This is a genomic window from Streptomyces sp. AC550_RSS872 (assembly GCF_019049285.1).
In the GTDB taxonomy this organism is placed as follows: domain Bacteria; phylum Actinomycetota; class Actinomycetes; order Streptomycetales; family Streptomycetaceae; genus Streptomyces.
On sequence record NZ_JAGMUL010000057.1, the window covers coordinates 50,796 to 75,388 of the forward strand.

Here is a 24,593-nt window from a genome sequence, read left to right on the forward strand (position 1 = left end):
GGGGACGGAGGCCTTCTCGGAGGCCCCAATTCCGTGTTCTACTTGCATACCCGTCGGACTGGTTCACCCCAGTCCCCTTAGACGCCGAGAGGAGGCGAGTCCAGTGATCAGCATCAACACCAGCTCCATCAGCATCGTGAAAATGACCGATCGCTCGGTCGTCGCTTCCCTGTGCATGCTCGGCGCCTCCAACCAGGGCACCGGTCTGTCCGGCATTCGTGCCGCTCGTCCGGCGTCCGCCCTGTCTCTCGCGGGTCTCCCTGTCCGCGAGGGCAATGAGCGACCGACCAAGGCACTGGAAGCGGCAGTAGAGGCAAAGGCGCAGGCCTATGCCTTTACGGCGACCGGTGCCGGATTCCGGAAGCAGACGACGCAGCACCACCAGATGTGGGCCTTCCGTGGGCCAGAACCCTGGAGTGATCCAGCCTGATCGCCGATCAGGCCGGCGCCTTCAGGGCCGCGGAACCCCATCCGGGATCCGCGGCCCTTCTGTTTGTCCCCCAACGGGGATGACGGAGCGAAGGGGCCTCGGGCCGAGAAAGCCCCGGTACCAGCCGCCACCCGGCCCAACAGGGCCGGAACGACCAGACGAGGAAGACGAACCGTGCAACTCGAAGCGCACGCCCCGTCCGTACCGCCTTCAGACGTGATCCCCAAGCCCGGCCTCACGGAGGACTCCACCTTGACCCCGCTCACTGCGCTCACCGCGCTCGACGACGCCATCGAGAACCTCGGCGTGCCCGTCCCCTGCCGTTCCTACGACCCGGAGGTCTTCTTCGCCGAGTCGCCGGCGGACGTCGAGTACGCCAAGTCCCTCTGCCGCACCTGCCCGCTGATGGAGGCCTGCCTCGCCGGCGCCAAGGAGCGGCGTGAGCCCTGGGGCGTCTGGGGTGGCGAGCTGTTCGTCCAGGGTGTCGTCGTCGCCCGGAAGCGGCCGCGTGGCCGCCCGCGCAAGAACCCGGTCACGGCATGAACACCGCAGGAACGATCGACCGCCCCCTCACGCACGACCCCCAGAAGCAGGCCCCGATGAAGCCGTCCACCTACGAACTCGCAGGCTCCGCGCCTGAAGACTTCACCACCAGTGGCGCGAACGACTCGCGTCAGAACAGGAACCGAGAGATGCAACTCATCCAAGAAGCCCTGGCACGTGCGCATATGCACGAGCGACAGCACGAGGCCGAGCAGGAACGCCGGGCCATGCGCCTGGCGACCGCTCGCCGCATGCAGCGCAGGGCCGAGCGTGCCTCGCTGCGCGCCCGCCGTGCGCTCGCCATGGCGGTCATGCAGTAACCGGCCACACCACCAGGTGGCGGCCTCCCGACCCGGGAGGCGGTAGCTCCCCGCGGGGGCCGGTCCGTGCGAACGGACCGGCCCCCGCGGTGCGTTGTGCCCGCTGATCAGCGAGCGACGGGGGTATCGTCGCCGAGTGACGAGTCCTTCCGGAGGCAGTGACAACCGCGGCTCCGCTTCGGAGCCCCAGTCCCTTGTGTGCGCCCGCTGCGGCACCCGGGCCAACGCCCCACAGCCCACCTGGACCTGCTCCGTGGAGAACGGCACCCGCCACTACATCTGCGACACCTGCTCCCGGAAGAACCTCAGAGCGATCGAGGGGCGGCTCGACTCGGCCTGGTGGTAGTCCGGCTCAGGCCTCGGCCGCCGACTCCTCCTCGTCCGTCATCTCCTCCGGAACGAACCCCGGAAGCCACTCCTCCAGTTCCTCGCGCAGCCGCACGGTCGCGCCCAGCTGGCACAGCACGCCGATCGTGCTCAACGTCACCCGATGGATCAGGAGGTACGCCGGGGGCAGGTTGAGCTGTTTGCCCAGTTGGTAGGCGGGGGAGCGGGGGTCGGCCACGCGGGCGGCCTGGCTGCGCATCCAGCCGCGGGTGAAGGTGAACTCGTCGACCTGGGCCGGTTCGATGATCGGCAGGAGGTAGTCGAGGACGGCGTCGGGCTCCAGGTCGATGGACTCCTTGACGAAGCCCTCGGTGCAGAGAAGGTGGTAGACGGCGTCCGCTTCGCCGTCCAGGGTCATGCGCAGCGACTCACCGATGGGGGTCGGCAGGCCGCCCGGAAGTCGGTCGACCGTGCCGAAGTCCAGGACGCCCAGCCGCCAGTCGTCCGGACCTTCGGGGCCGCCCGGCAGAAGGCGGAAGTTGCCCGGGTGCGGGTCGGCGTGCAGGAGGCCGGTGCGGGCCGGGCCGGAGAAGAGGAAGCGGGCCAGGAGCTGACCGGCGCGGTTGCGCTGCTCCTCGGTACCGTCCGAGATCACCTCCGAGAGCGGGATGCCGTCGATCCACTCCGTGACCAGGACCTGATCGCACTGCTGGACCACGGCCGGTACGACGACGTCCGGATCGTCGGCGAACTCCTCCGCGTGCGCCTGCTGAGCCTGCGCCTCCAGGGCGTAGTCCAGTTCCTCGGAGACCCGGTCCTTGAGCTCCGCGATCAGCGGCTTGACGTCCATGCCGGGAATCAGCGGGCCCAGCAGTCGGGCGAAGCGGCTCAATTGGTTCAGGTCGGACAGCAGGGCCTCGCCGGCTCCCGGGTACTGGACCTTGACCGCCACCTCACGGCCGTCGTGCCACACGCCCCGATGCACCTGGCCGATCGACGCCGCCGCGGCGGGCTTGTCCTCGAATTCCAGGAACAGGTCGTGCCAGTCCTCGCCGAGCCGCTCCGCCAGCACCGCGTGCACAGTGCGCGTCGGCATCGGGGGCGCCGCCTCCTGCAACTTGGTGAGCGCTGCCCGGTAAGGGCCGGCGACCTCCTCGGGCAGAGCCGACTCGAAGACGGACAGGGCCTGGCCGAACTTCATCGCGCCGCCCTTGAGCTCGCCGAGCACCTTGAACAGCTGCTCTGCGGTGCGTTGCTGCAGCTCGCGGCCGACGATCTCCGCGGACTCGCCGACGATCCGCTTGCCGAGGCCCCAGGTCGCTCGCCCGGCGAAGCCGAGCGGAAGCGCGGCGAGCTTGGCGGTACGGGTGACCGCCTTGCGGGGAAGATCAGACATGCGCCCTCCAGGTCCCAGCCAGCCGCTCCGCGTCTGCCTTACGGCGCAACTCCTTCGACGGCCCTTGCTCCGCCATTGTCTCGTGTGACCCCTCGTCCTCGGAGGGGTGTTCTCCCTCACCTTTCTCCGTGGCGCCGCAGGGACATGCGGGATGTGCCCACACGGGTCGGGCGTGCCAGCTGAGACCGGGCAGTGACACCTCCCAGCGTGCACCCGCGCTCGACGGAACCCGGCCGTCCAGGAACACGAGGGCGTGCGCGGCGGCCAGCCCGGCCACCGTGGTGGCCAGGGTGAGATCGCAGGGCCGCACCTGGCGGGCCCTGCCCAAGCCCGAGCGCCACTGCGCGGCCAGGCGAGGCCAGACCGGGTCCCGGTCGGTGCGCCCCTCTTGGAGACAGCCGGCGCAGCCGGTCTCGCCGGGCAGGACGAAGGGGCCGACCACGCCGGTTCCCTCCACGACGCCGGCGTACAGATGGGGCGTACCGGAAGAGATGAGGGGCTCGGCGGCGGACGGGGCGGGGGCGTGCACCGCGACGTCGTCCCTCGGCGCGATGATCACCAGCGAGTGGCCTGTGTCGTCCGGGTCGCGCGGTGACTGGGAGCTACGGCGTGGCGGGCGGTCCGGTGCGCAGCGGCGAGCGGCCCGCCGCGCCGCCTCGTCCCTGCGCTCGCCGACCGCCTCCGCAGGCAGTCCGCCCGGCGCCACGTCCCCCGGCTCGACACGGCCGACGTCCCGTACGTCGACCTCGCCGACCCCGGCGCCCGACAGCAGCGAGGCCACCATCGAACCCACCCGGCCGGCCCCCCTCACCTGCACGCGCAGTGAGCGGCGGGCGGCCAGTCGGCTCATCGCCTCGCCCGGCTCGGACGTGGTCAGCGACAGGGAGGCCAGATCGGGGCGCAGCCGGTCCAGGACATCCTCCTTGCGTCGCAGTGCGTCGGCGGCCGGGCCGCCGCCCTTCGTGTCGTCGAGGAGTCCCGCCCCTGCCAGTCGCCGCACCAGCCCCTCGACATGACCGTCCGGCAGATCCATCCGGCGAGCCTCTTCACGCAGCAACTCCAGCCCGCGGGTGCCGTTGAGCAGATCGAGGAAGCTGCCCGTCGCCGTGTCCATCGGACCCAGCGTCAGTGCGTGTGCCGGAGTCATCCCGAACTGCACGGTGTTGAGATCCCGCCAACCTCGCCGGAGCGCGGGCTTCAGCAGCGGAGCCACCGGTACCGCCGCGTCTTCCGAAGCCTCTGAAACCGTCGAAACCGTCGCTTGCATGAACAGGCCCCCGTAGCCCTCGTGGAACATCCCCGTGTGCCGGTGGAGCTCGGTCGCAGCTTCGCCGGTGACTGCCAGCATGCCCCGACGCGGCGCCTGGCGCCGAAAGTTGTCCACAGGCGGTGGATATTCGTCGTACAAATCAAACGCATGGTGGGGGATCGGCATCGAACCGTCCCGGAGTCGGGACTTCCCCCATGTGCAGCGGGTAACGTCGGGGCGTGTCCGCCGACCCACTGAACCGCGCCGGAACGCCGCAGCGCCGTACGACGAGCCCGCCGTCGAGCGGCTCGGGAGCGAGCGCGATCGAGGTCCGCAGGAGCGCCCGCCGCCGCCGGACGGTCTCGGCTTACCGCGAGGGCGACCGCACCGTCGTGCTCATCCCCGCCCGGATGTCCGAGGCCGAGGAGCAGCGCTGGGTGAACGTGATGCTCGACAAGCTGGCCGCCCAGGAGAGCAAGCGGGTCCTCGGTGACGCCGAACTGGCCGAGCGTGCCGAGCGGCTGTCGGAACAGTACTTCGGCGGCCGTGCCAGGCCCAGCTCGGTCCGCTGGGTCACCAACCAGAACACACGCTGGGGCTCGTGCACCCCGACCGAGGGCAGCATCCGTCTTTCGCACCGGTTGCAGGGCATGCCCGAGTACGTCCTCGACTACGTCCTCCTGCACGAGCTGGCGCATCTCCTGGTGCCCGGTCACGGGCCCCGCTTCTGGCGGCTGCTGGAGGCGTATCCGCGCACCGAGCGGGCGAAGGGCTACCTCGAAGGCGTCGTCGCCGCCGAGCGGCTTCCCCATCTGCCCGGCGCGCGCGACGAATGACTCGCCTCGCACTCTGACCGCTCCCCGACGGCGCTCTGAATCTCCTGGAAGTGGTCCTTCCGCTTCGGTCGGGCCAGGGTTGTGTACCGGGTCTGTACCGGCTTCGCTCGATGTCCGAGTTTGCAGTTAGCCTGGCGCGACGCACTCGCATTCGGGATGGGGGACGGTCGTTACGCATGGCCAGGGAATTCCAACGCGGCCACAAGGCCAGGATCAGTGACCTCACCACGGGCACAGATCTGTACGTAGGTGTACAGATCACCGCTCCAGGGCTGACCTTCGACATCAGCTGCTTCGGTCTCGACGCCGACGAACGGCTTTCGGACGACCGCTACTTCGTCTTCTTCAACCAGCCGAAGTCTCCTGAGGAGTCCATCCAGCTCCTCGGCGCTCAGGCCGGCGACACGGAGTCCTTCCGGATCACGCTCGACAAGATCCCTCCGCAGATCCAGAAGCTGTCCTTCACGGCGACGATCGACGGCGCCGGACAGATGTCGCAGGTCAACCCCGGATACATTCGCATCGTCGCGGGCGGCGAGGAGGTGGCCCGGTACGCCTTCAGTGGCTCGGAGTTCTCCACCGAACGCGCCGTGATGCTGGGCGACTTCTACCTCAAGGACGTCTGGCGGTTCGCCGCGGTCGGCCAGGGCTTCGACGGCGGTCTGGAGGCCCTGCTGAGGAACTTCGGCGGCGAGGTCGCCGAAGAGGAGACGCCTGCCGCCGCGCCGCAGCCGCAGCAGGCTCAGGCAGGTGCGGCCCCTGGCTTCGCACCGCCCGCCCAGGCCGCCGCTCCGCCCGCGTTCGGCGCCCCGGCCGGGGCGCCTGCCCCTGCTCCCGCCCCGCAGCCCGCCGCCCCGGCGCCCGCGCCCGCCCCGGCCGCGCAGGGATTCGCACCCCCGCCGGGGGCCACACCGCCGCCACCCGCCCCGGCGCCCTCGGTACACGCGCAGCCGACCATCGTCGCGCCCATGACGCCCCCCGGCGGCTCCCCGCCGCCACCCGCCCCGGCGCCCGCGCCCTACGGCCAGCCGAACCAGCAGCCGTACGGCCAGCCCACCGCGCCGCCGCCTCCGGGCTACGGTTACCCCCAGGCGCCCCAAGCACCGCAGGCGCCGCAGGCTCCCGCACCGCCGCCCGGTTACGGCCAGCCGACCCCGCCTCCGGGCTACGGCCAGCAGCCCCCCTACGGGCAGGTCCCGGGCCAGCAGGCGCCGTACGGAGCCTCGCAGGGTGCGCCTCAGGGCGCTCCTCAAGGCGCCGCCCCCCAGGGTCCCGGCGTGGCCGCGGCTCTCCAGCAGTTCAAGGAGACGCCCACCGGCCAGCGCTGGACGCAGCAGAACAAGAAGCTGGTCCGCGTCGACCTCGGCGTCGGTGGCCAGCCCGTGCTCGCCCGGCAGGGCAGCATGGTGCTCTACCAGGGCAAGGTCGACTTCAGCTACAAGGGCGCCGGCTTCTCCGGCCGGATCGTGGGCAACGCGACCGGCCAGGAGATGCAGCTGATGCGCTGTACCGGCCAGGGGCAGGTGTTCCTCGCTGAGAACTCCACGATGCTGCACCCGATCGAGCTCCAGGGCGACGGCATCTGCGTCTCCGCCGAGAACGTCCTCGCCTTCGACGAGAGCCTCCAGTACGAGGTCCGTCGCATCGAGGGGCACGGCATCCCCGGCGGCGCGCTGTTCACGATGCAGTTCACCGGCACCGGCACGATCGTGGTGAAGACGCACGGCACGCCCGTGGTCCTCCCGGTCACACCCACGACGTTCGCCGATGCCAACGCCGTGGTCGCCTGGTCGTCCGCGGCCCAGGTGATCGTCTCCAGCCAGGTACGCATGCGTCGCAACGCCTACCCCGGCGACACCGGAGAGAGCGTCAACCTCCAGTTCCGGGCCGCTCCCGGCAACTTCATCGTCGTCCAGCCGTACGAGATCTGAGGGAGCCCGTCATGAACCAGCCACTCGCGGGCTTCGCCCCCGCACCCGTCTCCGCCCGCATGGAGAACCACGGCAAGCACATGGCGAAGATCGCCATGCAGACCGGCAACGACCTCTTCGCGCGCGTGGGCTCGATGGTCGCCTACGAGGGCTTCGTCCAGTACGAGCCCAACCCGCCGGCCGTCCGCCAGATCGCCAAGGACTGGATGACCGGCGAGGGCGCGCCCCTGATGAAGTGCACCGGCGACGGACTGCTCTACCTCGCCGACTACGGCGCCAACGTCGTCGTCATCAACCTCAACGGCGACGGCATCTCCGTCAACGCCACCAACCTGCTCGCCTTCGACGCGCATCTGACGTGGGGCGTCGAGCGGGTGAAGGGCCTGGCGAAGTTCGCCGGACAGGGCCTGTGGAACACCAAGATCTCCGGGCAGGGCTGGGTCGCGCTGACCTCCCGGGGCAAGCCGATCGTCGTCGACTGCGGCGGTGGCGAGGACGAGACGTACGTCGACCCGGACGCGCTCGTCGCCTGGTCGCCCAACCTCAAGGTGAAGGGCAAGCGCAGCTTCAAGGCACAGTCGCTGATCGGCCGGGGCAGCGGCGAGGCCTACCAGATGGCCTTCTCCGGCCAGGGCATCGTCGTCGTCCAGCCCAGCGAGGACAGCACCGACCGTCTCCGGGTCCGGGGCTGAGGGGGAGCCAGAACGCCATGCAGAGTCCGCTTTTCGCCTACAACGACCAGCAGACCCAGGACCGCTGGAGCCTGCAGAACAAGCAGATGCTCCGCGTCGCCCTGGAAGGCCACGACGACATCCTCGCCCGCAAGGGCACGATGGTCGCCTACCAGGGCCTGGTCGAGTTCGACGCCGAATACCAGAGCAACCAGCAGGGACGCGCGCGTGCCCACACCGGTGAGGGCCTCGACCTCATGCGCTGCCACGGGCAGGGCACGGTCTACCTCGCCAACCTCAAGCAGCACGTGCACCTGGTGGACGTGGAGCAGGACGGGCTGACCGTCGACAGCAGCTATGTGCTGGCGATGGACTCCTCGCTGCACCACGAGGCCATCGCCGTGGACAGCCTCTACGGCATCTCCGGCTCCGGGAAGTACCAGCTCAACATCACCGGGCGTGGCAAGGTCGCCCTGATGACCTCGGGCATGCCGCTGATGATGCAGGTGACGCCCGACAAATACGTCAACTGCGACGCCGACGCGATCGTCGCCTGGTCGACGAGCCTGCGCGTGCAGATGCAGTCCCAGACGCACTCCTCCGGGGTGTGGCGGCGCCGTGGCAACACCGGGGAGGGCTGGGAGCTCAGCTTCATGGGCAGCGGCTACGCGATCGTGCAGCCCAGCGAGCTGCTGCCGCCGCAGAACGCCCAGATCGGCTCCGGCCTCGCCGCGCAGTACGGCATGGGTCAGCAGGGCGCCCGGGGACAGAACCAGGGCAACGTCTGGAGCTGACGTCCGGGAAACAGGCGTAAGGGGCGACCGCCACGGCGGTCGCCCCTTACGCATGCCCGAAGGTCACAGCCTCGCTCGCGTCGCCTCCAGCAGGCGTACGACCGACTCGTCGGCGACGTCCGCCACCTCGTCGTAGGCGAACCAGCGCAGGTCGAGCGACTCGTCGCTGATGGCTTCCACGGCGCCTGCCGGGGCGAGCGCCGCGTACTGGACGTCGAGGTGCCAGGCGCACGGCGTGTGATGGCGGTCCAGGCGCACCGGGCCGCCGGGCAGCAGCGTCAGTCCCGCGATGCCCGATTCCTCGGTCCCCTCACGCAGGGCGGCCGCCGCCAGCGTGTCGTCGGCCGGCTCACAGTGGCCGCCCATCTGGAGCCACATGCGCAGCTTCCTGTGGAGCGTGAGCAGCACCCGCTCGCTCGACGGGTCGACGACCAGGGCACTCGCCGTGATGTGCCCGTCGCCGCACGCCTTCCACATGCCGTCCCGGTGGGTCTCCAGGTGCTCCAGGTACGTCCGGCGCAGCTCTTCCTGGTCCTCGTACCCCTTGAGTACGAGGACCGCGTCGTCGTACAGGCTCACTCGGCGCCGTCGCCCTTGCCGTCGCCCTTGCCGTCGTCCTTGGACTCGTCGTCCTTCGTCAGGTTCGGCTTCCCGGCGGAGCCGCCCGCCGCCTCGCCGAGCATCTTGTCCAGCTCGGAGAAGTCGATCTGCTCGCGGTGCACGAAGCCGTCGGGGTCGTCCAGGTCGGTGGCCGTCGGCAGCATGTCCGGGTGGTGCCACAGGGCGTCACGGCCGTCGACACCGCGGGCGTCCGTGAGCGAGGCCCACAGACGGGAGGCGTCACGCAGCCGGCGCGGGCGCAGCTCCAGGCCGATCAGCGTGGCGAACGTCTGCTCCGCGGGACCGCCCGAGGCGCGACGCCGGCGCAGCGTCTCGCGCAGGGCGTCCGCGGACGACAGACGCGGCTTGGCGGCGGCGTGCACCACCGCGTCCACCCAGCCCTCGACGAGCGCCAGAGCCGTCTCCAGACGGGCCAGGGCCGCCTTCTGCTCCGGGGTGTCCTCCGGTTGGAACATGCCCTGCTGGAGGGCGTCCTGGAGCTGCTCGGGGTTCTGCGGGTCGAACTGGCCGACCACGTCCTCCAGCTTGGCCGTGTCGACCTTGATCCCGCGCGCGTAGCCGTCGACCGCGCCGAACAGGTGCGAGCGCAGCCACGGCACATGCGCGAACAGGCGCTGGTGGGCGGCCTCGCGCAAGGCGAGATACAGCCGCACCTCTTCCTTCGGCACGCCCAGGTCCTTGCCGAACGTCTCGATGTTGATCGGCAGCAGCGCGGCCTTGCCGACCGGACCGAGCGGCAGGCCGATGTCGGTGGAGCCGATGACCTCGCCCGCGAGCACGCCGACGGCCTGCCCGATCTGCGTGCCGAACATGGCGCCGCCCATCGAGCGCATCATGCCGATCAGCGGGCCGGCCATGGCCTGCATCTCCTCCGGCAGGACGTCGCCCATCGCGGTGCCGACGCGCTCGGCGACCGGGTCGACGAGCTCCTGCCACGCGGGCAGGGTCGCCTCGACCCACTCCGCGCGGGACCACGCCACCGCGGAGCCCGCGCCGGACGGCAGGGACGTCGCGTCGTCGAGCCACAGGTCGGCCAGGCGTACGGCCTCCTGGACGGCCGTGCGCTCGGCGGGGCCGACGCTCGCGTCCTTCGTGCCGTCCGCGGTGCCCTGGGAGACCGTCTGGCGGGCGATCTGCTTGGCCATGTCCCAGTTCACCGGGCCGCCCTCGTACGAGAGCATCTGCCCCAGCTGCTGGAACGCGGCACCCAGGTCGGTGGGGTTCAGCGAACCGAACATGGCAGCGAACGGATTGTCCGCGCCGGGGCCGCCAATGCCCCCGGCACCGGGCAGCCCGCCGAAACCGAACGGGTTGGCCGGACCCTGACCACCACCGCTCTGCTGGTCCTTCTTCTTGCCCTCGTCGCCGTCGTCCGGCTCCTCCGGCGGAAGGCCGAATCCGAATGGGGTGTCACTCACGGGATTCCTCGGCTGGTAAGGCCACCGGCTGGCACCGGCGGCGCGGCTGCCCGATAACACCACCCAGCGTAGACACCGCGAGCCGATCGGGCCTCGGTGCTTCGCCGACTCTCGGCCTGCGGCAGGATGGATGCCACCTGGTACGTACGCGTCACTCACGTTCGTACTGAAGACAACCGCTGGAGACGCCCGGTGAGTTCCCCTGATCCGCAGGTTCGCGCAGCGCGAAACCAGTCAACCCCCTCCGCGCGCGGCGTGCGCGGGCCCGTCGTCGCGGTGACCGGTGCCGCGTCCGGCATCGGCGCGCTGCTCACGGAGCGGCTCGTCGCGTCCGACGAGGTCAAGCAGGTCATCGCCATCGACGAGCGGCGCGGTGAGTGCGCTGCGGCACAGTGGCACATCCTGGACGTGCGGGATCCGGCCATCGCGGACAAGCTGCGGGGCGCCGACGTGGTCGTCCACCTGGCGCTCGACCTCGATCTGGAGACCGATTCCGCCGCCAGGACGGCATACAACGTTCGGGGGACGCAGACCGTCCTGACGGCCGCGGCGGCGGCCGGGATCCACCGGGTCGTGCTGTGCACCTCGGCGATGGTCTACGGGGCGCTGCCGGAGAACGAGCTGCCGCTGTCCGAAGACGCCGAGCTGCGGGCCACGGCGGAGGCCACCGGGGTCGGGGACCTGCTGGAGATCGAGCGCCTCGCGCGCAGGGCGCCCCGTGCCCATCCGGGACTTAATGTGACCGTCGTCCGGCCCGCGGTACTCGTGGGCGGCACCGACACCGCGCTGACCAGGTACTTCGAGTCACCTCGGCTGCTTGTCGTCGCCGGGTCGCGACCTGCCTGGCAGTTCTGCCATGTCGAGGACCTGTGCAGTGCCCTGGAGTACGCCGTCCTGGAGAAGGTCGACGGGGAACTCGCCGTCGGATGCGACGGATGGCTGGAGCAGGAGGAGGTCGAGGAGCTCAGCGGGATCCGGCGCATGGAGCTGCCGTCGGCGGTCGCTCTGGGGGCTGCGGCCCGGCTGCATCGGATCGGACTGACCCCCTCTCCGGCCGGCGACCTGGCCTACACGATGTATCCCTGGGTGGTGAGCGGGAGCCGGCTCCATGACGCGGGGTGGCGACCGCAGTGGACCAATGAGGAAGTGCTCGCGGAGCTGCTGGAAGAGGTCTCGGGCAGGCACACGGTCGCCGGGCGGCGGCTCGGTCGCAAGGACGCGACGGCGGCCGGTGCCGCGGGAGCGACGGTGGCTCTGCTGGGCGCTGCGGCCGTGGTGCGGCGGGCACGGAAGGCCCGACGGCGGATCTGAGAGGGTGGGGCCTCGCGTGACGGCAGGCAGGAGCCTCGCGCATGGAGGAGGCTCCAAACCCGTACGCGCGCGTGCCGGGCGATGATGCTATTTCCCGGCCCCACGCGCGTGGGGCACGATGGGGCCATGGCACCTACCAACGACCACCCCGGTGAGCAGGGCGCTCAGGACCCCGTCAAGCTCATCGGCATCCGCGAGACGGCCCTCACCGTGGACGAGGTCTTCCGGGCCGTCGGGGACGACGCCGCCGGGGGGACCGCCTTGTTCGTGGGGACCGTGCGGAACCACGACGGGGGTGTCGATGTCGATGAGCTCGGGTACTCCTGCCACCCCAGTGCCGAGGCCGAGATGCGGCGGGTCGCCGAGAAGGTCGTCGCCGAGTACCCGGTGCGGGCGCTCGCGGCCGTGCACCGCGTCGGGGACCTCCAGGTCGGGGATCTCGCCGTCGTCGTGGCCGTCTCCTGTCCCCATCGTGGCGAGGCCTTCGAGGCCTGCCGCAAGCTGATCGACGATCTCAAGCACGAGGTGCCCATCTGGAAGCACCAGAAGTTCTCCGACGGGACGGAGGAGTGGGTCGGCGCCTGCTGAGCGGTCCGCCCCACAAGCTCGCCCGACAGGTCCTCCGGAAACAGGCTCCCAGCACCCGTCCACCCCACTCCGGTTGCGTAACCGCACCCCTGGCATGAGCGTTGTCAGTGCCAGCGGTTAATCTGCTGATCAGTCAGTTTGCGGTCACTCATTGGGGACGGGAGGACGGCATGGCGGCGCTCGCCTGGTTGCTGATTCCGCTTGTGGCTGCGGTCTGTGCCGGTCTGTGGGGCAGCTGGGCCAACCGCACCCGCAAGGCGCGCGGTGACGGGCCGGAGCTCGACGGCTATGCCCGCTTCCGAGCGGCCATGGAGAAGCCCTCCTCCCGCACCTGATCAGGGCGCCGGGGCCGGGCCCGCGGCCCTGACGGAGCACGGTCAGACGGCCCTGACGGGGCACTGACAGGACCGTCACGTACTGTCGTTGCATGCCACGCCGCACCGCGACGATGCTCGCCTCCACCCTGATGCTGATCGCGCTCCTGTGCGCGGGAGTCTTCATCCCCGTGCCGTACTCGGAGATGTCCCCGGGGCCGACGGTGAACACGCTCGGCGATCACGACGGCGAGCCGGTGCTGCAGGTCTCCGGCCACAAGACCTACCCGGCCTCCGGGCACCTCAACATGACCACCGTCCGGGTCACCGGCGCCGACTACAAGATGAACCTGGTCGAGGCCGTCTACGGATGGCTCGCGCACGACAACAAGGTCGTCCCGCATGACACCCTCTACCCCGACGGCAAGACCGAGGAGCAGTCCACCCAGGAGAACGCCGAGGAGTTCAGCCAGTCCCAGGAGAGCGCCAAGGTCGCCGCCCTGGAGGCGCTGGACATCCCGGTGCAGAGCTGGGTGATCGTCTCGACCGTCGTCAAGGGAACGCCGGCCGAGGGCGAACTCCACGCCGGTGACGTCATCAAGTCCGTCGACGGTACGGCGGTGAAGGAGCCCGCCGACGTCGCCAAGCTGGTGACCAAGCACAAGCCCGGCCAGGACGTCGTCTTCACGATCGTGCCGGCCAAGGAGCAGGCCGCCGCGGAGAAGGAGCGCAGGACGCCGACGAAGACCGAGAAGGTCACCATCAGGACCGCACAGTCCGACGACAGCAGCGAGAAGCGCGCCATCGTCGGGATCTCCGCCGGGACCGACCACACCTTCCCGTTCACCATCGACATCAAGCTCGCCGACGTCGGCGGCCCCAGCGCCGGCCTCATGTTCGCGCTCGGGCTCTACGACAAGCTCACCCCGGGCAACCTCACCGGCGGCAAGTTCGTCGCCGGCACCGGCACCATCGACGACGAGGGCAAGGTCGGGCCCATCGGCGGCATCGAGATGAAGACCATCGCCGCCCGCGACAAGGGCGCCCAGTACTTCCTCACGCCGGCCGACAACTGCGCGACCGCCGCCAGGGACGTCCCCGACGGGCTCACCCTGGTCAAGGTCGGCACCATCGACGACGCCCTCGGTGCCCTGAAGGACATCCGCTCCGGCGACACCGCCGGCCTGCCGGAGTGCACGACCAAGAGCTGAGCGAGCAGGCCTTGAGCACACGGCAGTGGGGGCGCCCTTCATCACAAGGGCGCCCCCACTGCCGTACGAGCTCCGGTGTCGTACCGGAAGACCTCAGTCCTCGAACGTCGCCGCCAGCGCCTCCGCCAGACCCGGGATCAGGTCCGGGCCGGTGAGGACCTCGGTCGGGGTGTCCTTCTCGCGCAGGCGCAGGGCCGATTCGCGGGCGCCGTCGCGCAGCACCGCGACCGTCATGCGGACCTCCTGACGGTCGGGGTGGTCCGCCACCCACTTCGCGAGCTTGGCGTCGCTCAGGCCCTGTGGGACCTGGGCCTCGGCGGACGGCGGCAGCATCAGGCGCTCGACGGTGAGCGCGCAGCCGACCACCGCGTCGGGCCAGGCGATGGTGCCGAGGAACTCATCGAGCGCCTTGCCCGTTTCAATCTCGTCCTGCTCGATCGGGGTCAGGCCGGAGGACTCCTGCTCGTCCCCCAGGCCGAGCTGGGCGGCGAGGCCGGGTTCCTGGGTCCGCAGCCGTGCGGTGTCTACGAGGGCGAAGAGGCGGGCGGGCTGGTCCCAGCCGAGGCCGGAGGCGTACTCGTCGATCTCGAGAACGGCCCGGGTGAGCGGGCTCGCCGCCATGGGAGTGTTGGACATGGTCACAATCCTCTCTCGTTCCTGGGCGGAATCGGGAACTGAGTAAACGGTGAGTAAGTTGCATAGGTGTGGGCCCGCGATCACGGGGGACCACGAGGGGTCCACGAAGACGCGGGCCTGACGGATCAACAGCGAACCTCGGGGTGCGAACCTTGGCTTTCCAGATGCCGGACCGCGGCGGAGGCCCGACCGGGCCACGGATCAGAGTGGGCCGCCCGTCCCGGCGGGTCCGGACGCTGCTCATGACACTGGGCGTCCTCGCCGTCCTCGGCATGGCCTTCACCATGTTCGCGGGCTTCTGGACGGACTGGCTCTGGTACCGGTCGGTGAACTACTCGTCGGTGTTCACGACCACGCTGTGGACGAAGATCGGACTCTTCTTCGTCTTCGGTCTGCTGATGGCCGTCGCGGTCGGCTTCAACATCTGGCTGGCACACCGGCTGCGCCCGCCGCTGAGTGCCATGTCGATGGAGCAGCAGAGCCTCGACCGCTACCGCATGGGCATCGCGCCGTACAAGAAGTGGCTGCTGCTCGCGATCACCGCCCTGGTCGGCCTGATCGCCGGGGCCTCCGCCTCCAGCCAGTGGCGCACCTGGCTGATGTGGGTCAACGGCGTGCCCTTCGGCGAGAAGGACCCCCAGTTCCACCTCGACGTCGGCTTCTACGCCTTCGACCTGCCCTGGTACCGGTTCCTGCTCGGCTTCGGCTTCGCCGCCGCGATCCTCTCCGTGATCGCCGCCGCGCTCACCCACTACCTGTACGGCGGGCTGCGCATCACCAGCCCGGGCGCCCGCGCCACCGCCGCGGCCACCGGCCATCTGTCGGTCCTCATCGGCATCTTCGTCGCCCTGAAGGCGGTCGCGTACTGGCTCGACCGGTACGGGCTCGCGGTGAAGTCCAGCGACTTCAAGGCCACCGACAACTGGACGGGCCTGCGGTACGTCGACGCCAACGCCTATCTGCCGGCCAAGACGATCCTGTTCTGCATCGCCGTCATCTGCGCGCTGCTGTTCTTCGCCACCCTGTGGCGGCGCACCTGGCAGCTGCCCGTCATCGGCTTCGGCCTGATGGTGCTCTCGGCGATCCTCATCGGCGGCCTGTACCCCGCGATCGTCCAGAAGTTCCAGGTCCAGCCCAACGAGCAGGCCAAGGAAGCGCCGTACGTCGAGAAGAACCTCAAGGCCACGCGCGATGCGTACGGCATCGACGGCGCGCAGGTCACCGAGTACCCGGGCACGAGCACGACCGAGGACAAGACCAAGCTGCGCGACGACGTGGACGCAGCGGCGAGCATCCGGATCCTGGACCCGAACATCGTCTCGCCGACGTTCCAGCAGCTCCAGCAGATCAGGAACTACTACGCGTTCCCGACCAACCTGGACGTCGACCGGTACAGCAAGGACGGCAAGGACCAGGACACGGTCATCGGTCTGCGTGAGATCAATCTCAACGGCATTCCGAAGCGGAACTGGATCAACGACCACTTCCGTTACACCCACGGCTACGGCGTGGTCGCCGCCGAGGGCACCAACGCCGACTCCCAGGGCCGACCGGACTTCACCGAGTCCGACCTGCCGTCCAAGGGCGACCTCGGGACGTACGAGCAGCGGGTCTACTACGGCGAGAAGACCACCATGTACTCGATCGTCGGCGGTCCCCAGAAGGAGATCGACTACTCCGACGACAGCGGTGAGAAGACCTACAGCTACAAGGCCGACAGCGGTGTCAGCCTCTCCAACCCGGTCAACCGGGCCGCGTACGCGGTGGCGTTCGGCGAGCCGCAGATCCTGTACTCCGGTGCGATCGGCGACGGTTCGCGCATCCTGTACAACCGCACGCCCAAGGAGCGCGTCGAGGCCGTCGCCCCGTGGCTGACCATCGACGGCGACGCCTACCCGGCGGTGGTGAACCACCGCATCCAGTGGATCGTCGACGCGTACACGACGACGAACGGCTACCCGTACTCGTCCCGCACGACCCTCGGTGACACGACGGCCGACTCGCTGACCGCCACCAACAACAACCGTGCGGTGGTGGCCCAGCAGAACCAGGTCAACTACATCCGCAACTCGGTGAAGGCGACCGTCGACGCCTACACCGGCGAGGTCAAGCTCTACCAGTGGGACACCAAGGACCCCGTCCTGAAGACCTGGATGAAGGCCTTCCCCGGCACGGTGGAGTCCAAGAGCGAGATCTCCAAGGACCTGATGGCGCATCTGCGCTACCCGCAGGACCTGTTCAAGGTCCAGCGCGAGCTGCTCACCCGCTACCACGTGAAGGACGCGACGACGTTCCTGAGCGGCAGCGAGGTCTGGCAGGTGCCGGACGACCCGACCAACAAGTCGGGCAGCGCGGTGCCGCCGTACTACCTGAGCATGAAGATGCCCGACCAGCAGGCGCAGGCGTTCTCGCTGACGACGACGTTCACACCGAACGGCCGGGACAACCTCAGCGCCTTCATGGCCGTCGACGCCGAGGCGGGCACCAGTGACTACGGCAAGATCAGAGTTCTGAAACTGCCGACCAACACCACGGTCAACGGACCCAGTCAGGTCCAGAGCCAGTTCAACTCCGAACAGAACATCGCCGAGACCATCAGGCTGCTGAGAGGCGGCGACTCGGAGGTCGAGTACGGCAATCTGCTGGCGGTTCCGCTGGACGGCGGACTGCTCTATGTGGAGCCGGTCTACGTACGCGGTGGCGGACTGAAGTACCCGCTGCTGCGGAAGGTGTTGGTCTCCTACGGCGGCACCACCGCCTTCGAGGACACCCTCGGCGAGGCCCTCAACAAGGTCTTCGGAGCCGAGGGCCCGACCACAGAGCCACCCGACGAGGGCGAGGACGGCGGCGGTACGACACCTCCGCCGACGTCCAGCAACCCGAACGTCCAGGACGCGCTCAACGACGCCCAGAAGGCCTTCGAGGCCGGCCAGGAGGCCTTGAAGAAGGGCGACTGGGAGGCGTACGGCCGGGCGCAGGAGGACCTCGAGGACGCACTGAAGCGGGCCGAGGACGCCCAGGCTCAGGCGGACAAGACCGGCGGCAGCGGCGGTGGCGGTGGCGGCGGTGCGAGTCCGAGTGCCAGCCCGAGCCCGAGTTCGAGCCCGAGCCCGTCCGGCAGTCCCACCAGCGGATAGGGACGGCGGTTGATCGAATAGCCCACCCCGCGCCGTGATACGGTTGCTGAACAACGGCGCGGGGTGGAGCAGCTCGGTAGCTCGCTGGGCTCATAACCCAGAGGTCGCAGGTTCAAATCCTGTCCCCGCTACTGAAGTCGGCGAACATTTCGTACGACAGCGAAGGCCCGGATCCTCCAGAGGATCCGGGCCTTCGTGGCGTGCGAACGCTTGTGCCGGGCAGGGGGACGGTCGCGCCGCCGTGGGGAGTTGGGATAACTGTGTTTGACTTGTCTCTCTGTGGGCATGTCGACAAAACGCTGAAGTGACCTCACTGGCTGCGGTATACCAGGTGTACCCAGGTTGCAGGTGGTGCGACGATGGACGTTATGGGGGACAAGGCAACTCTGTTGGAGACAGGGCGGTTTGTGCAGCCTGCCGACTTTGTGCAGCCGACGGGCGATTTGGCGCGGCCGACGGACGGTGCCTCGCAGCCGGTCGGCGATTTCCCGCAGCCGGAGGGCGAGTTCACCCTCGACCGGCCGACGGACCCGGACGAGACCGGGGTGGCCGCCGAGGAGGCCCGGCAGCTGCTCGCCGCCGAGGCCGGTGACGTTGAGGCGATGAGCGTTCTGGGGGCCATGCGGCTGCGCCGCGGTGACCTCGACGGAGCCGAGCCCCATCTGCGTGCCGCCACCGCCGCGGGCGACCGGGCCGCAGCCAACAACCTGGGCGTCCTTCTGCACCAGCGCGGATACGCCGACGACGCCGCCGGGTGGTGGCGGATCGCCGCGGTCGCGGGGTCGGCCGCGGCCGCGCATGCGCTGGGACGCCATCACCGTGAGCGGGGCGACGAGCCCGCCGCCGAGTACTGGCTGCGGCAGTCCGCCGAGCAGGGACACGCGCTGGGCGCCTACGCGCTCGCCGATCTGCTGGAGCACCGCAGCGACGACGGGGCCGAGCGGTGGATGCGGGCCGCGGCCGAGCGCGGACACCGGGAGGCGGCGTACCGGCTGGCGCGTGCGCTGGACCGGCAGGCGGTGCGCACGGGCGAGGAGGGATCCGACAACGGTGTCGCGCCGAGCGAACCGCTGCTGGACGAGGCCGCGCAGTGGTACCGCCAGGCCGCCGCGCGCGGGCACCGCAGGGCCGCACTGCATCTCGGGGCGATCCTCGAGAAGCGCGGGGAGCTCAAGGAGGCCGGGCGCTGGTATCTGACGTCCGCCAAGGACGGTGAGGCGCGGGCCGCCTGCGCGCTCGGGTTCCTGTTGCGCGACGCCGGGGACACCGAGAGCGCCGCCGTGTGGTGGCTGCGGGCCGCGCAGGACGGCGACGGCAACGCGGCCAACGCGCTGGGCGCGCTGCACGCCGAGCGCGGCGAGACGCAGACCGCCGAGCGCTGGTACCGGGCCGCGATGGACGCCGGCGATGTGAACGGCGCGTACAACCTCGGGCTGCTCTGCGCCGAGCAGAGCCGCACGGCACAGGCCGAGCAGTGGTACCGGCGGGCGGCGTACGCCGGGCACCGCGAGGCCGCGAACGCGTTGGCGATCCTGCTGCTGCAAGGCGGGGACGCGACGGGCGCCGAGCCGTGGTTCTCCAAGGCCGCGGAGGCCGGCAGCGTGGACGCCGCGTTCAACCTGGGGATCCTGCACGCCGGGCGGGGCGAGGAGCGGGCCGCGCTGCGGTGGTACGAGCGTGCCGCGGCCGCCGGGCACACGGAGGCGGCGCTCCAGGTCGGGATCGCGCGGTTGCGGGACGGTGACGAGCATGCCGCCGAGCGGCATCTGCGGCGCGCGGCCGGGGCCGGCAGCGGGGAGGCCGCGTACCGGCTGGCGACAGTGCTGGACGCCCGTCGGCCGCCGGAGCCCGCGCATGAGCTCGGGGAGACGGTGCACGAGAAGACCGAGTGCGAGGAGTGGTACGAGCGGGCGGCCTCGCAGGGGCATCGGCGTGCACAGGTGCGGGTGGGGATGCTCGCGGCGGCGCGGGGCGATGTCGTGGAGGCGGCTCGGTGGTACCGGGCGGCCGCCGAGGCCGGGTCGCGGAACGGGGCGTTCAATCTGGGGCTGCTGCTGGCTCGGGAGGGAAGTGAGCCGGAGGCCGCGGTGTGGTGGACGCGGGCGGCGGATGCCGGGCATGGGCGGTCGGCGTTGCGGCTCGCTCTGGTCTACGCGCGTCGCGGGGAGCTGGCCGAGGGGCAGCGGTGGGCTGATCGGGCGGTGGCGTTGGGGCCGCGGGAGGTTGCGGAGCGGGCGGCGCGGTTGCGGGACGCTCTGCGGGAGGAGTTGTCGGCGTGACCTCGCTGTGGGCGGGGCTCTTGGGGGCCGGGTGCTGCGTGGTTGCCGTCGCGCTGATTCGCCCCCGCCGCCCCTACCCGTCCCATCCCTTGAAGGGGCTCCGTTCCTTCGACCCCGCCAGGGGGCTGCCGCCCCCTGGACCCCCGCTTCGGCCTGCGGCCTCGTCCTCAAACGCCGGACGGGCTGAAAGATCCGGACGGGCTGAAAGTAAGCGATTTGCTCTGTCAGCACGGTTGACGTAATGTTGCGTTCACCGACGCGGGGTGGAGCAGCTCGGTAGCTCGCTGGGCTCATAACCCAGAGGTCGCAGGTTCAAATCCTGTCCCCGCTACTGAAGGCCTGGGGCCGGAATCCGTAAGGGTTCCGGCCCCAGGTGCTTTTACCGAGAGGGGACGTGGCCCACCGCCTCCTCGTACAGGGTTCGGTTCACCGTCCGTGACTCCGGTAGGGGGTTCCCTCCGCCACACCCTGGGCCTCGTGTCCGACTGGAGCCGGGTCGGGTCGTCGTGCCGGAGCGTATTTCCCAGTCCATGCGGAGGGATGGGGTGGACTGGAGGATGGATACGTCTGACTTCAGGAGTTTCGACAGGTATGTGACGAAGGTCGCATCCTGCTGGTAGTGGAGTGTGACGCCGGCGTCGATGTCGTCCTGGAGCAGCGTGCGGCCGTACAGCATGCCGCCGAGGGGTTCGCCCTGGGGTTGGCCGCCGAGGAAGGCGTAGCCCTGTCGGCGGTCCTACCTTGCGCCGGACCGGGTCCAGGAGCCAGGCGGAGTCGACGCCGCCGTTCTGTAGGGCCGTGAGGACGTCGGCCGAGCCGAGTTGCTGGTACTGGATGTCGGCCAGGCCGCGACCGTGCTGTTCCAGTGCCTTCTCCACGGGGTACGCGATCACCGAGCCCTTGCCGATCATCGTGCCCAGCCTGCGGCCCGCCATGGCGACGCGGCTCGCGCTCTCGCCCTCCTTCAGGCGCACCCACAGGCCGCTCTTCGACTTCGGGTCGGGGGAGAAGTTCGCCGCGACCCACTTGATGTCGAAGCCGCCCTTGACGCCGTTCATGACGGCCGTCTCCGGGGCCGCCCACAGGTGCGTCGATGTCCCCCTTGGCCAGCAGGGGCAGTGCGTCCGGGGTCGGGAGGACCTTCAGCCGCCTCCTTCCGCAGCAGATCCCAAAGCTCGCTCTTCAACGCGGTGAACTCGGGGGGCGCGGATGTCGCCGGTGCGCGGACGGGGGAAGGGCGGACGATGCTCGGCGATGATCCGGCCCGGGCGTGCGGACATCACCAGCACCCGGTCTCCGAGGACGATCGCCTCCTCCGGGCTGTGGGTGATGAACAGCGTGGTCGTCCGCAGCGACTGGGTGATGTCGAGGAGCTCGTCCTGGAGGATCGTGCGCAGCTGGGCGTCGAGCGCGGCGAACGGCTCGTCCATCAGCAGCAGTTCGGGCTCCACGGTCAGTGCACGGGCGATGGCCACGCTCCCCAGTGCCTAAAGGGCCTGGGGGACCCCCAGCGCATGCCGCCGGAGAGGGTGGCCGGGTAGGCGGCCGCGAAGGCCGACGGGCCCATGCGGGCCGGCCAGTCGTCGGCACGGGTGTTGGCCTCACGGCGCGGGACGCGCTGGATGTCCAGGCCGAAGCGGGCGTTGGCGCGGAGGGTCTTCCAGTCGTAGATGCCGTAGTCCTGGAAGATCATGGCGGCCGGCCGCGCACTGGTCGTCCGGATCTCCAGGGTGCCGGTGCTCGGGCGGAGCAGTCCCGCGGCGATCCGCAGCAGGGTGGACTTGCCGCCGCAGCTGGAAGGGCCGACGGCACAGACGAACTCGCCGGGCGCGACGGTCAGATCGAGGGGGCCGAGGGCGTGGACGGTGTGGGGGGTTCGGCCGAAGGCGGGCGTCAGGTGGGTTGCTCTCAGTTTGGGGTACGGCTCTCCCACTTCGGTCTCCTCGAGGAGTGAGGAACGGGCGTGTGGGTGCCGTCGACCATATGTCTGGCCGTCAGATTCGGGAATCCCGCCAGCACGTGGGCAGCGCAAAGCCCCGGCACTCACCGGTGCCGGGGCTCGAAGGGGGTGGCGAAAGGGCCTAGGCCTTCGCGCAGTTCGGGCAGGTGCCGCGGTAGGTCACCTCGACGTCCGAGACCGTGAAGCCGAAGCGCTCGGAGTCGGGGAGGTCGGCCATGGGGTTGCCCGTCGGGTGCACGTCCCGGATCGCGCCGCACTGGGCGCAGACCAGGTGGTGGTGGGGGCGGTGGGCGTTCGGGTCGTAGCGCTTGGCGCGCTTGTCGGTGGAGACCTCGAGCACCTCGCCGAGGCTGACCAGCTCGCCCAGCGTGTTGTAGACGGTCGCGCGGGAGATCTCGGGCAGCTTGGCCACGGCTCGCGCGTGCACCTCGTCGGCCGTCAGATGGACGTGATCACCGGCGAGGACCTCGGCCACGACGCGCCGCTGCGCGGTCATCCGCCATCCGCGTCCGCGCAGCCGTTCCAGAAGGTCACTCATGGAGAACACCTTAACAGCAGAGGGACCAGGTTCCGAATGGGTGTGACTTTGGAGCAAGGCTTGATTTGGATGAAGTCCAGTATAGGATCGGGCTCGGGATCAGGGTCGGGAGCGGGATCGACTTTGGCTGACGTGCAGGGGGCCGGAGTTGCTCGAACGACGCAGGAGGCGCGCGTGCCCCAGGGGCCGCTCACCGTGGCACGGTCCTCGTCGCGGAGCAGGAGCGCCTGATCACCGACCTGGCGGGTGCCGTCGACCCTGTCTCGCGCGAGGGTGTGGTCGAGCGCGCCATCGACGCCTTCCGCCGGGCGGACGATGACTTCGGCAAGCGGCTGGAGGCCGCGGTCCAGGACCTGCGCGGCTGACTCCAGCACTGGACCGCTTGCCGTGGCGGACGGGCCGGGTTCCTTCGGGGACCCGGCCCGTCGTGCGGGGTCAGGCCGGCACGTGCTGCCGTGCGGGTGCCCAGCAGCGAATGATGTCGCGTACCGAGACGATGCCCACGGGCTCGTCGTGATCCAGGACGATCAGATGCCGGAAGCCGCCGTGCGCCATGGCGCGGGCCGCCTCCTCCAGGGTCCATGACGGGGTGGCGAACACGACGTCGTTGGTGGTGTGGTCATGGGCGCGTTCGGTGTCCGGGTTCTGTCCGAGGCCGACGGAGTTGAGGATGTCGCGTTCGGTGAGGATGCCGATGCCGCCGGCGTCGGGGTCGTGGACCACGGCCGCGCCGATCCGGCGGGCGGACATCAGCGCGGCGGCCTGGCGAAGGGTGTGAGTGGGGCCGATGGTGAGGACCACGGTGCTCATGGCGTCACGTACGAGCATGGATGGAGCCACCTCCTGAAGTGCCCCCGCACCGTTTGTTCATGCCCGGCGCCGGAGGCGCCTGTTGAATTCTTCACAAATTCACAAGTGGGGGGACTCTCAGAGTGGCAGGCAAAGAGGGGGTCAACAAGAGGGCGTTCAGCAGCGCTCGTTGAGGTATCCGAGGAACTCGTCGTGCAGGAGGCCGTTCGAGGCGGCGGCGTTGCCGCTGTGCGGGCCGGGGCGGCCGTCGAGGCCGGTGAAGGTGCCGCCCGCCTCCGTCACGACGATCGCGGTGGCGGCCATGTCCCACAGGGACAGCTCGGGCTCCGCACAGATGTCCACGGCCCCCTCGGCGACCATCATGTACGGCCAGAAGTCGCCGTACGCGCGCGTGCGCCACACCTCGCGGGTGAGGTCGAGGAAGCCGCCGAGTCGTCCCTGCTCCTCCCAGCCGCTGAGCGAGGAGTACGCGAACGAGGCGTCCGTCAGCTTCGAGACCTGGGAGACGTGCAGCCGGGTCGCGGAGGAGAGGCTACGGCCGGTGAAGGCGCCGTGGCCCTTGGCTGCCCACCAGCGGCGGCCGAGGGCCGGGGCGGAGACGACGCCGACGACCGGCTGGTAGCCGCCCTCTGCTGCCTCCATCAGGGCGATGAGGGTGGCCCAGACCGGGACGCCGCGTACGTAGTTCTTGGTGCCGTCGATGGGGTCGATCACCCAGCGGCGGGGGCCGGTGCCCTCGATGCCGTACTCCTCGCCGAGGATCGCGTCTCTCGGGCGGGCGCGTTGCAGCTGGCCGCGGATGAGGTCCTCGGCGGCCTTGTCGGCCTCGCTCACCGGGGTCATGTCCGGCTTGGTCTCGACTTTGAGGTCGAGGGCCTTGAAGCGGTCCATGGTGGCGGCGTCGGCGTTGTCCGCGAGGACGTGGGCGAGGCGGAGGTCGTCGAGGTAGTCCGGCATGGAACGAACGGTATCTGTCGTGGTCGGGGTGGGGCTACGGGCCCAGCCGATCAAGTTCCCCCGCCTTTTTTCGCCCCCGCCGCCCCTACCCGTCCCATCCCTTGAAGGGGCTCCGCCCCTTCGACCCCGCTGGGGCTGCCGCCCCAGACCCCGCCATCGGCCCGAAGGGCCTCGTCCTCAAACGCCGGACGGGCTGAGAGTGCCTGGGCCGGCGAAGAGCCTGCGGGTGGGTGGGGGCTGGGGATGGTGGCGGTCTCAGGCGCCGGACGGGCTGGAAGTGCCTGGGCCTGCCAAACCGCTGCGGGTGGGTGGGGGC

22 protein-coding genes, 2 tRNA genes and 3 pseudogenes are annotated in these 24,593 nt (G+C 70.1%); 17 read left to right on the top strand and 10 right to left on the bottom strand.

The window, feature by feature from the left end; all coding sequences use genetic code 11:
* The first annotated feature begins 103 nt into the window (after positions 1–103).
* The 4 genes from KUM44_RS22980 to KUM44_RS22995 all read left to right on the top strand — a co-directional run bounded on the left by KUM44_RS22980 (position 104) and on the right by KUM44_RS22995 (position 1,639).
* Positions 104–430, top strand: a complete 327-nt coding sequence (locus KUM44_RS22980; RefSeq protein WP_217210505.1) for a hypothetical protein — start codon at positions 104–106, stop codon at positions 428–430.
* A gap of 174 nt (positions 431–604) precedes the next feature.
* Complete coding sequence (locus KUM44_RS22985) at positions 605–973, top strand: WhiB family transcriptional regulator (RefSeq protein WP_031479359.1); 369 nt, start codon at positions 605–607, stop codon at positions 971–973.
* Positions 970–1,293 (top strand): hypothetical protein, encoded by a 324-nt coding sequence (locus tag KUM44_RS22990; protein WP_217210507.1) that lies wholly within the window; start codon positions 970–972, stop codon positions 1,291–1,293. The genes KUM44_RS22985 and KUM44_RS22990 overlap by 4 nt, the downstream gene beginning before the upstream one ends.
* Before the next feature lie 136 nt (positions 1,294–1,429).
* The gene (locus tag KUM44_RS22995; protein ID WP_217210512.1) at positions 1,430–1,639 is read left to right on the top strand and encodes a hypothetical protein; all 210 of its coding nucleotides are present in this window, start codon (positions 1,430–1,432) and stop codon (positions 1,637–1,639) included.
* A gap of 6 nt (positions 1,640–1,645) precedes the next feature.
* On the opposite strand, the gene KUM44_RS23000 is transcribed toward KUM44_RS22995, so the two are convergent.
* Positions 1,646–3,016 carry an AarF/ABC1/UbiB kinase family protein gene (locus KUM44_RS23000; protein ID WP_217210513.1) on the bottom strand — a complete coding sequence of 457 codons (1,371 nt, stop codon included), beginning with the start codon at positions 3,014–3,016 and terminating at the stop codon, positions 1,646–1,648.
* Positions 3,009–4,229 carry a TOMM precursor leader peptide-binding protein gene (locus KUM44_RS23005; RefSeq protein WP_217210519.1) on the bottom strand — a complete coding sequence of 407 codons (1,221 nt, stop codon included), beginning with the start codon at positions 4,227–4,229 and terminating at the stop codon, positions 3,009–3,011. The genes KUM44_RS23000 and KUM44_RS23005 overlap by 8 nt, the downstream gene beginning before the upstream one ends.
* 275 nt (positions 4,230–4,504) lie before the next feature.
* Here KUM44_RS23005 and KUM44_RS23010 point away from each other — a divergent pair, with 275 nt between their 5' ends.
* From KUM44_RS23010 to KUM44_RS23025, 4 genes are all read left to right on the top strand, one after another.
* Positions 4,505–5,101 (top strand): M48 family metallopeptidase, encoded by a 597-nt coding sequence (locus KUM44_RS23010; RefSeq protein WP_217210520.1) that lies wholly within the window; start codon positions 4,505–4,507, stop codon positions 5,099–5,101.
* 176 nt (positions 5,102–5,277) lie between these two features.
* Positions 5,278–7,032 (top strand): TerD family protein, encoded by a 1,755-nt coding sequence (locus tag KUM44_RS23015; RefSeq protein WP_217210521.1) that lies wholly within the window; start codon positions 5,278–5,280, stop codon positions 7,030–7,032.
* Positions 7,033–7,043: 11 nt separating this feature from the next.
* Positions 7,044–7,724, top strand: a complete 681-nt coding sequence (locus KUM44_RS23020; protein ID WP_217210522.1) for an AIM24 family protein — start codon at positions 7,044–7,046, stop codon at positions 7,722–7,724.
* A 17-nt stretch (positions 7,725–7,741) separates the two neighbouring features.
* Positions 7,742–8,497, top strand: coding sequence for an AIM24 family protein (locus KUM44_RS23025; RefSeq protein WP_217210523.1), 756 nt, complete (start codon positions 7,742–7,744; stop codon positions 8,495–8,497).
* A gap of 63 nt (positions 8,498–8,560) precedes the next feature.
* Here KUM44_RS23025 and KUM44_RS23030 read toward each other — a convergent pair whose 3' ends face one another.
* Positions 8,561–9,076, bottom strand: coding sequence for an NUDIX hydrolase (locus tag KUM44_RS23030; RefSeq protein WP_217210524.1), 516 nt, complete (start codon positions 9,074–9,076; stop codon positions 8,561–8,563).
* Positions 9,073–10,536, bottom strand: coding sequence for a zinc-dependent metalloprotease (locus KUM44_RS23035; RefSeq protein WP_217210531.1), 1,464 nt, complete (start codon positions 10,534–10,536; stop codon positions 9,073–9,075). Before KUM44_RS23035 ends, KUM44_RS23030 begins: the two co-directional genes overlap by 4 nt.
* A 192-nt stretch (positions 10,537–10,728) precedes the next feature.
* Here KUM44_RS23035 and KUM44_RS23040 point away from each other — a divergent pair, with 192 nt between their 5' ends.
* The 4 genes from KUM44_RS23040 (at position 10,729) to KUM44_RS23055 (ending at position 13,960) form a co-directional block, all read left to right on the top strand.
* Entirely contained in the window at positions 10,729–11,847 is a 1,119-nt protein-coding gene (locus KUM44_RS23040; protein WP_217210532.1) for an SDR family oxidoreductase, read from the top strand.
* A 126-nt stretch (positions 11,848–11,973) separates the two neighbouring features.
* Positions 11,974–12,435 (top strand): molybdenum cofactor biosynthesis protein MoaE, encoded by a 462-nt coding sequence (locus KUM44_RS23045; protein WP_217210535.1) that lies wholly within the window; start codon positions 11,974–11,976, stop codon positions 12,433–12,435.
* 170 nt (positions 12,436–12,605) lie between these two features.
* Positions 12,606–12,770: a hypothetical protein gene (locus KUM44_RS23050; protein WP_217210538.1), complete on the top strand. Its 165-nt coding sequence runs from the start codon at positions 12,606–12,608 to the stop codon at positions 12,768–12,770.
* Positions 12,771–12,862: 92 nt separating this feature from the next.
* Positions 12,863–13,960 (top strand): PDZ domain-containing protein, encoded by a 1,098-nt coding sequence (locus KUM44_RS23055; protein WP_217210539.1) that lies wholly within the window; start codon positions 12,863–12,865, stop codon positions 13,958–13,960.
* Between the two features lie 93 nt (positions 13,961–14,053).
* Here the strand turns inward: KUM44_RS23055 and KUM44_RS23060 are convergent, their stop codons facing one another.
* Positions 14,054–14,596 (bottom strand): PPA1309 family protein, encoded by a 543-nt coding sequence (locus KUM44_RS23060; protein WP_217210541.1) that lies wholly within the window; start codon positions 14,594–14,596, stop codon positions 14,054–14,056.
* Positions 14,597–14,760: 164 nt separating this feature from the next.
* Here KUM44_RS23060 and KUM44_RS23065 point away from each other — a divergent pair, with 164 nt between their 5' ends.
* The 4 genes from KUM44_RS23065 to KUM44_RS23080 all read left to right on the top strand — a co-directional run bounded on the left by KUM44_RS23065 (position 14,761) and on the right by KUM44_RS23080 (position 20,343).
* Positions 14,761–17,733 carry a UPF0182 family protein gene (locus tag KUM44_RS23065; protein ID WP_217210558.1) on the top strand — a complete coding sequence of 991 codons (2,973 nt, stop codon included), beginning with the start codon at positions 14,761–14,763 and terminating at the stop codon, positions 17,731–17,733.
* Positions 17,734–17,790: 57 nt separating this feature from the next.
* Positions 17,791–17,864: transfer RNA gene (locus KUM44_RS23070), tRNA-Met, on the top strand.
* A gap of 228 nt (positions 17,865–18,092) precedes the next feature.
* On the top strand, positions 18,093–20,012 hold the full coding sequence (locus KUM44_RS23075) for an SEL1-like repeat protein (RefSeq protein ID WP_217210542.1): 1,920 nt from the start codon (positions 18,093–18,095) through the stop codon (positions 20,010–20,012).
* 257 nt (positions 20,013–20,269) lie between these two features.
* A tRNA-Met gene (locus tag KUM44_RS23080) sits at positions 20,270–20,343 on the top strand.
* Between the two features lie 48 nt (positions 20,344–20,391).
* Here KUM44_RS23080 and KUM44_RS45615 read toward each other — a convergent pair.
* The 3 genes and pseudogenes from KUM44_RS45615 to KUM44_RS23090 form a co-directional block, all read right to left on the bottom strand.
* Positions 20,392–21,158: pseudogene (locus KUM44_RS45615) on the bottom strand (hypothetical protein); the annotation flags it as partial.
* 1 nt (position 21,159) lies between these two features.
* Positions 21,160–21,945 (bottom strand): annotated as a pseudogene (locus KUM44_RS23085) (ABC transporter ATP-binding protein); the annotation flags it as partial.
* 148 nt (positions 21,946–22,093) lie between these two features.
* Positions 22,094–22,510, bottom strand: a complete 417-nt coding sequence (locus KUM44_RS23090) for a Fur family transcriptional regulator (RefSeq protein ID WP_217210543.1) — start codon at positions 22,508–22,510, stop codon at positions 22,094–22,096.
* A 212-nt stretch (positions 22,511–22,722) separates the two neighbouring features.
* Between KUM44_RS23090 and KUM44_RS23095 the strand changes: the two are divergent.
* Positions 22,723–22,875, top strand: a pseudogene (locus KUM44_RS23095) (catalase-related domain-containing protein); the annotation flags it as partial.
* A 70-nt stretch (positions 22,876–22,945) separates the two neighbouring features.
* On the opposite strand, the gene KUM44_RS23100 reads toward KUM44_RS23095, so the two are convergent.
* Both KUM44_RS23100 and hisN read right to left on the bottom strand, forming a co-directional pair.
* Complete coding sequence (locus KUM44_RS23100; protein ID WP_217210548.1) at positions 22,946–23,338, bottom strand: cyclic nucleotide-binding/CBS domain-containing protein; 393 nt, start codon at positions 23,336–23,338, stop codon at positions 22,946–22,948.
* Between the two features lie 138 nt (positions 23,339–23,476).
* Complete coding sequence (gene hisN, locus KUM44_RS23105) at positions 23,477–24,277, bottom strand: histidinol-phosphatase (RefSeq protein ID WP_217210550.1); 801 nt, start codon at positions 24,275–24,277, stop codon at positions 23,477–23,479.
* Positions 24,278–24,593 lie beyond the last annotated feature (316 nt).

Bases quoted from the DNA above. Each gene is read 5' to 3' on its own strand.
- KUM44_RS22990 (WP_217210507.1), top strand. From the start codon at position 970: ATGAACACCGCAGGAACGATCGACCGCCCCCTCACGCACGACCCCCAG.
- KUM44_RS23000 (WP_217210513.1), bottom strand. From the start codon at position 3,016: ATGTCTGATCTTCCCCGCAAGGCGGTCACCCGTACCGCCAAGCTCGCC.
- KUM44_RS23015 (WP_217210521.1), top strand. From the start codon at position 5,278: ATGGCCAGGGAATTCCAACGCGGCCACAAGGCCAGGATCAGTGACCTC.
- KUM44_RS23020 (WP_217210522.1), top strand. From the start codon at position 7,044: ATGAACCAGCCACTCGCGGGCTTCGCCCCCGCACCCGTCTCCGCCCGC.
- KUM44_RS23025 (WP_217210523.1), top strand. From the start codon at position 7,742: ATGCAGAGTCCGCTTTTCGCCTACAACGACCAGCAGACCCAGGACCGC.
- KUM44_RS23045 (WP_217210535.1), top strand. From the start codon at position 11,974: ATGGCACCTACCAACGACCACCCCGGTGAGCAGGGCGCTCAGGACCCC.
- KUM44_RS23050 (WP_217210538.1), top strand. From the start codon at position 12,606: ATGGCGGCGCTCGCCTGGTTGCTGATTCCGCTTGTGGCTGCGGTCTGT.
- KUM44_RS23055 (WP_217210539.1), top strand. From the start codon at position 12,863: ATGCCACGCCGCACCGCGACGATGCTCGCCTCCACCCTGATGCTGATC.
- KUM44_RS23060 (WP_217210541.1), bottom strand. From the start codon at position 14,596: ATGTCCAACACTCCCATGGCGGCGAGCCCGCTCACCCGGGCCGTTCTC.
- KUM44_RS23065 (WP_217210558.1), top strand. From the start codon at position 14,761: ATGCCGGACCGCGGCGGAGGCCCGACCGGGCCACGGATCAGAGTGGGC.
- KUM44_RS23075 (WP_217210542.1), top strand. From the start codon at position 18,093: ATGGACGTTATGGGGGACAAGGCAACTCTGTTGGAGACAGGGCGGTTT.
- KUM44_RS23090 (WP_217210543.1), bottom strand. From the start codon at position 22,510: ATGAGTGACCTTCTGGAACGGCTGCGCGGACGCGGATGGCGGATGACC.
- KUM44_RS23100 (WP_217210548.1), bottom strand. From the start codon at position 23,338: ATGCTCGTACGTGACGCCATGAGCACCGTGGTCCTCACCATCGGCCCC.
- hisN (WP_217210550.1), bottom strand. From the start codon at position 24,277: ATGCCGGACTACCTCGACGACCTCCGCCTCGCCCACGTCCTCGCGGAC.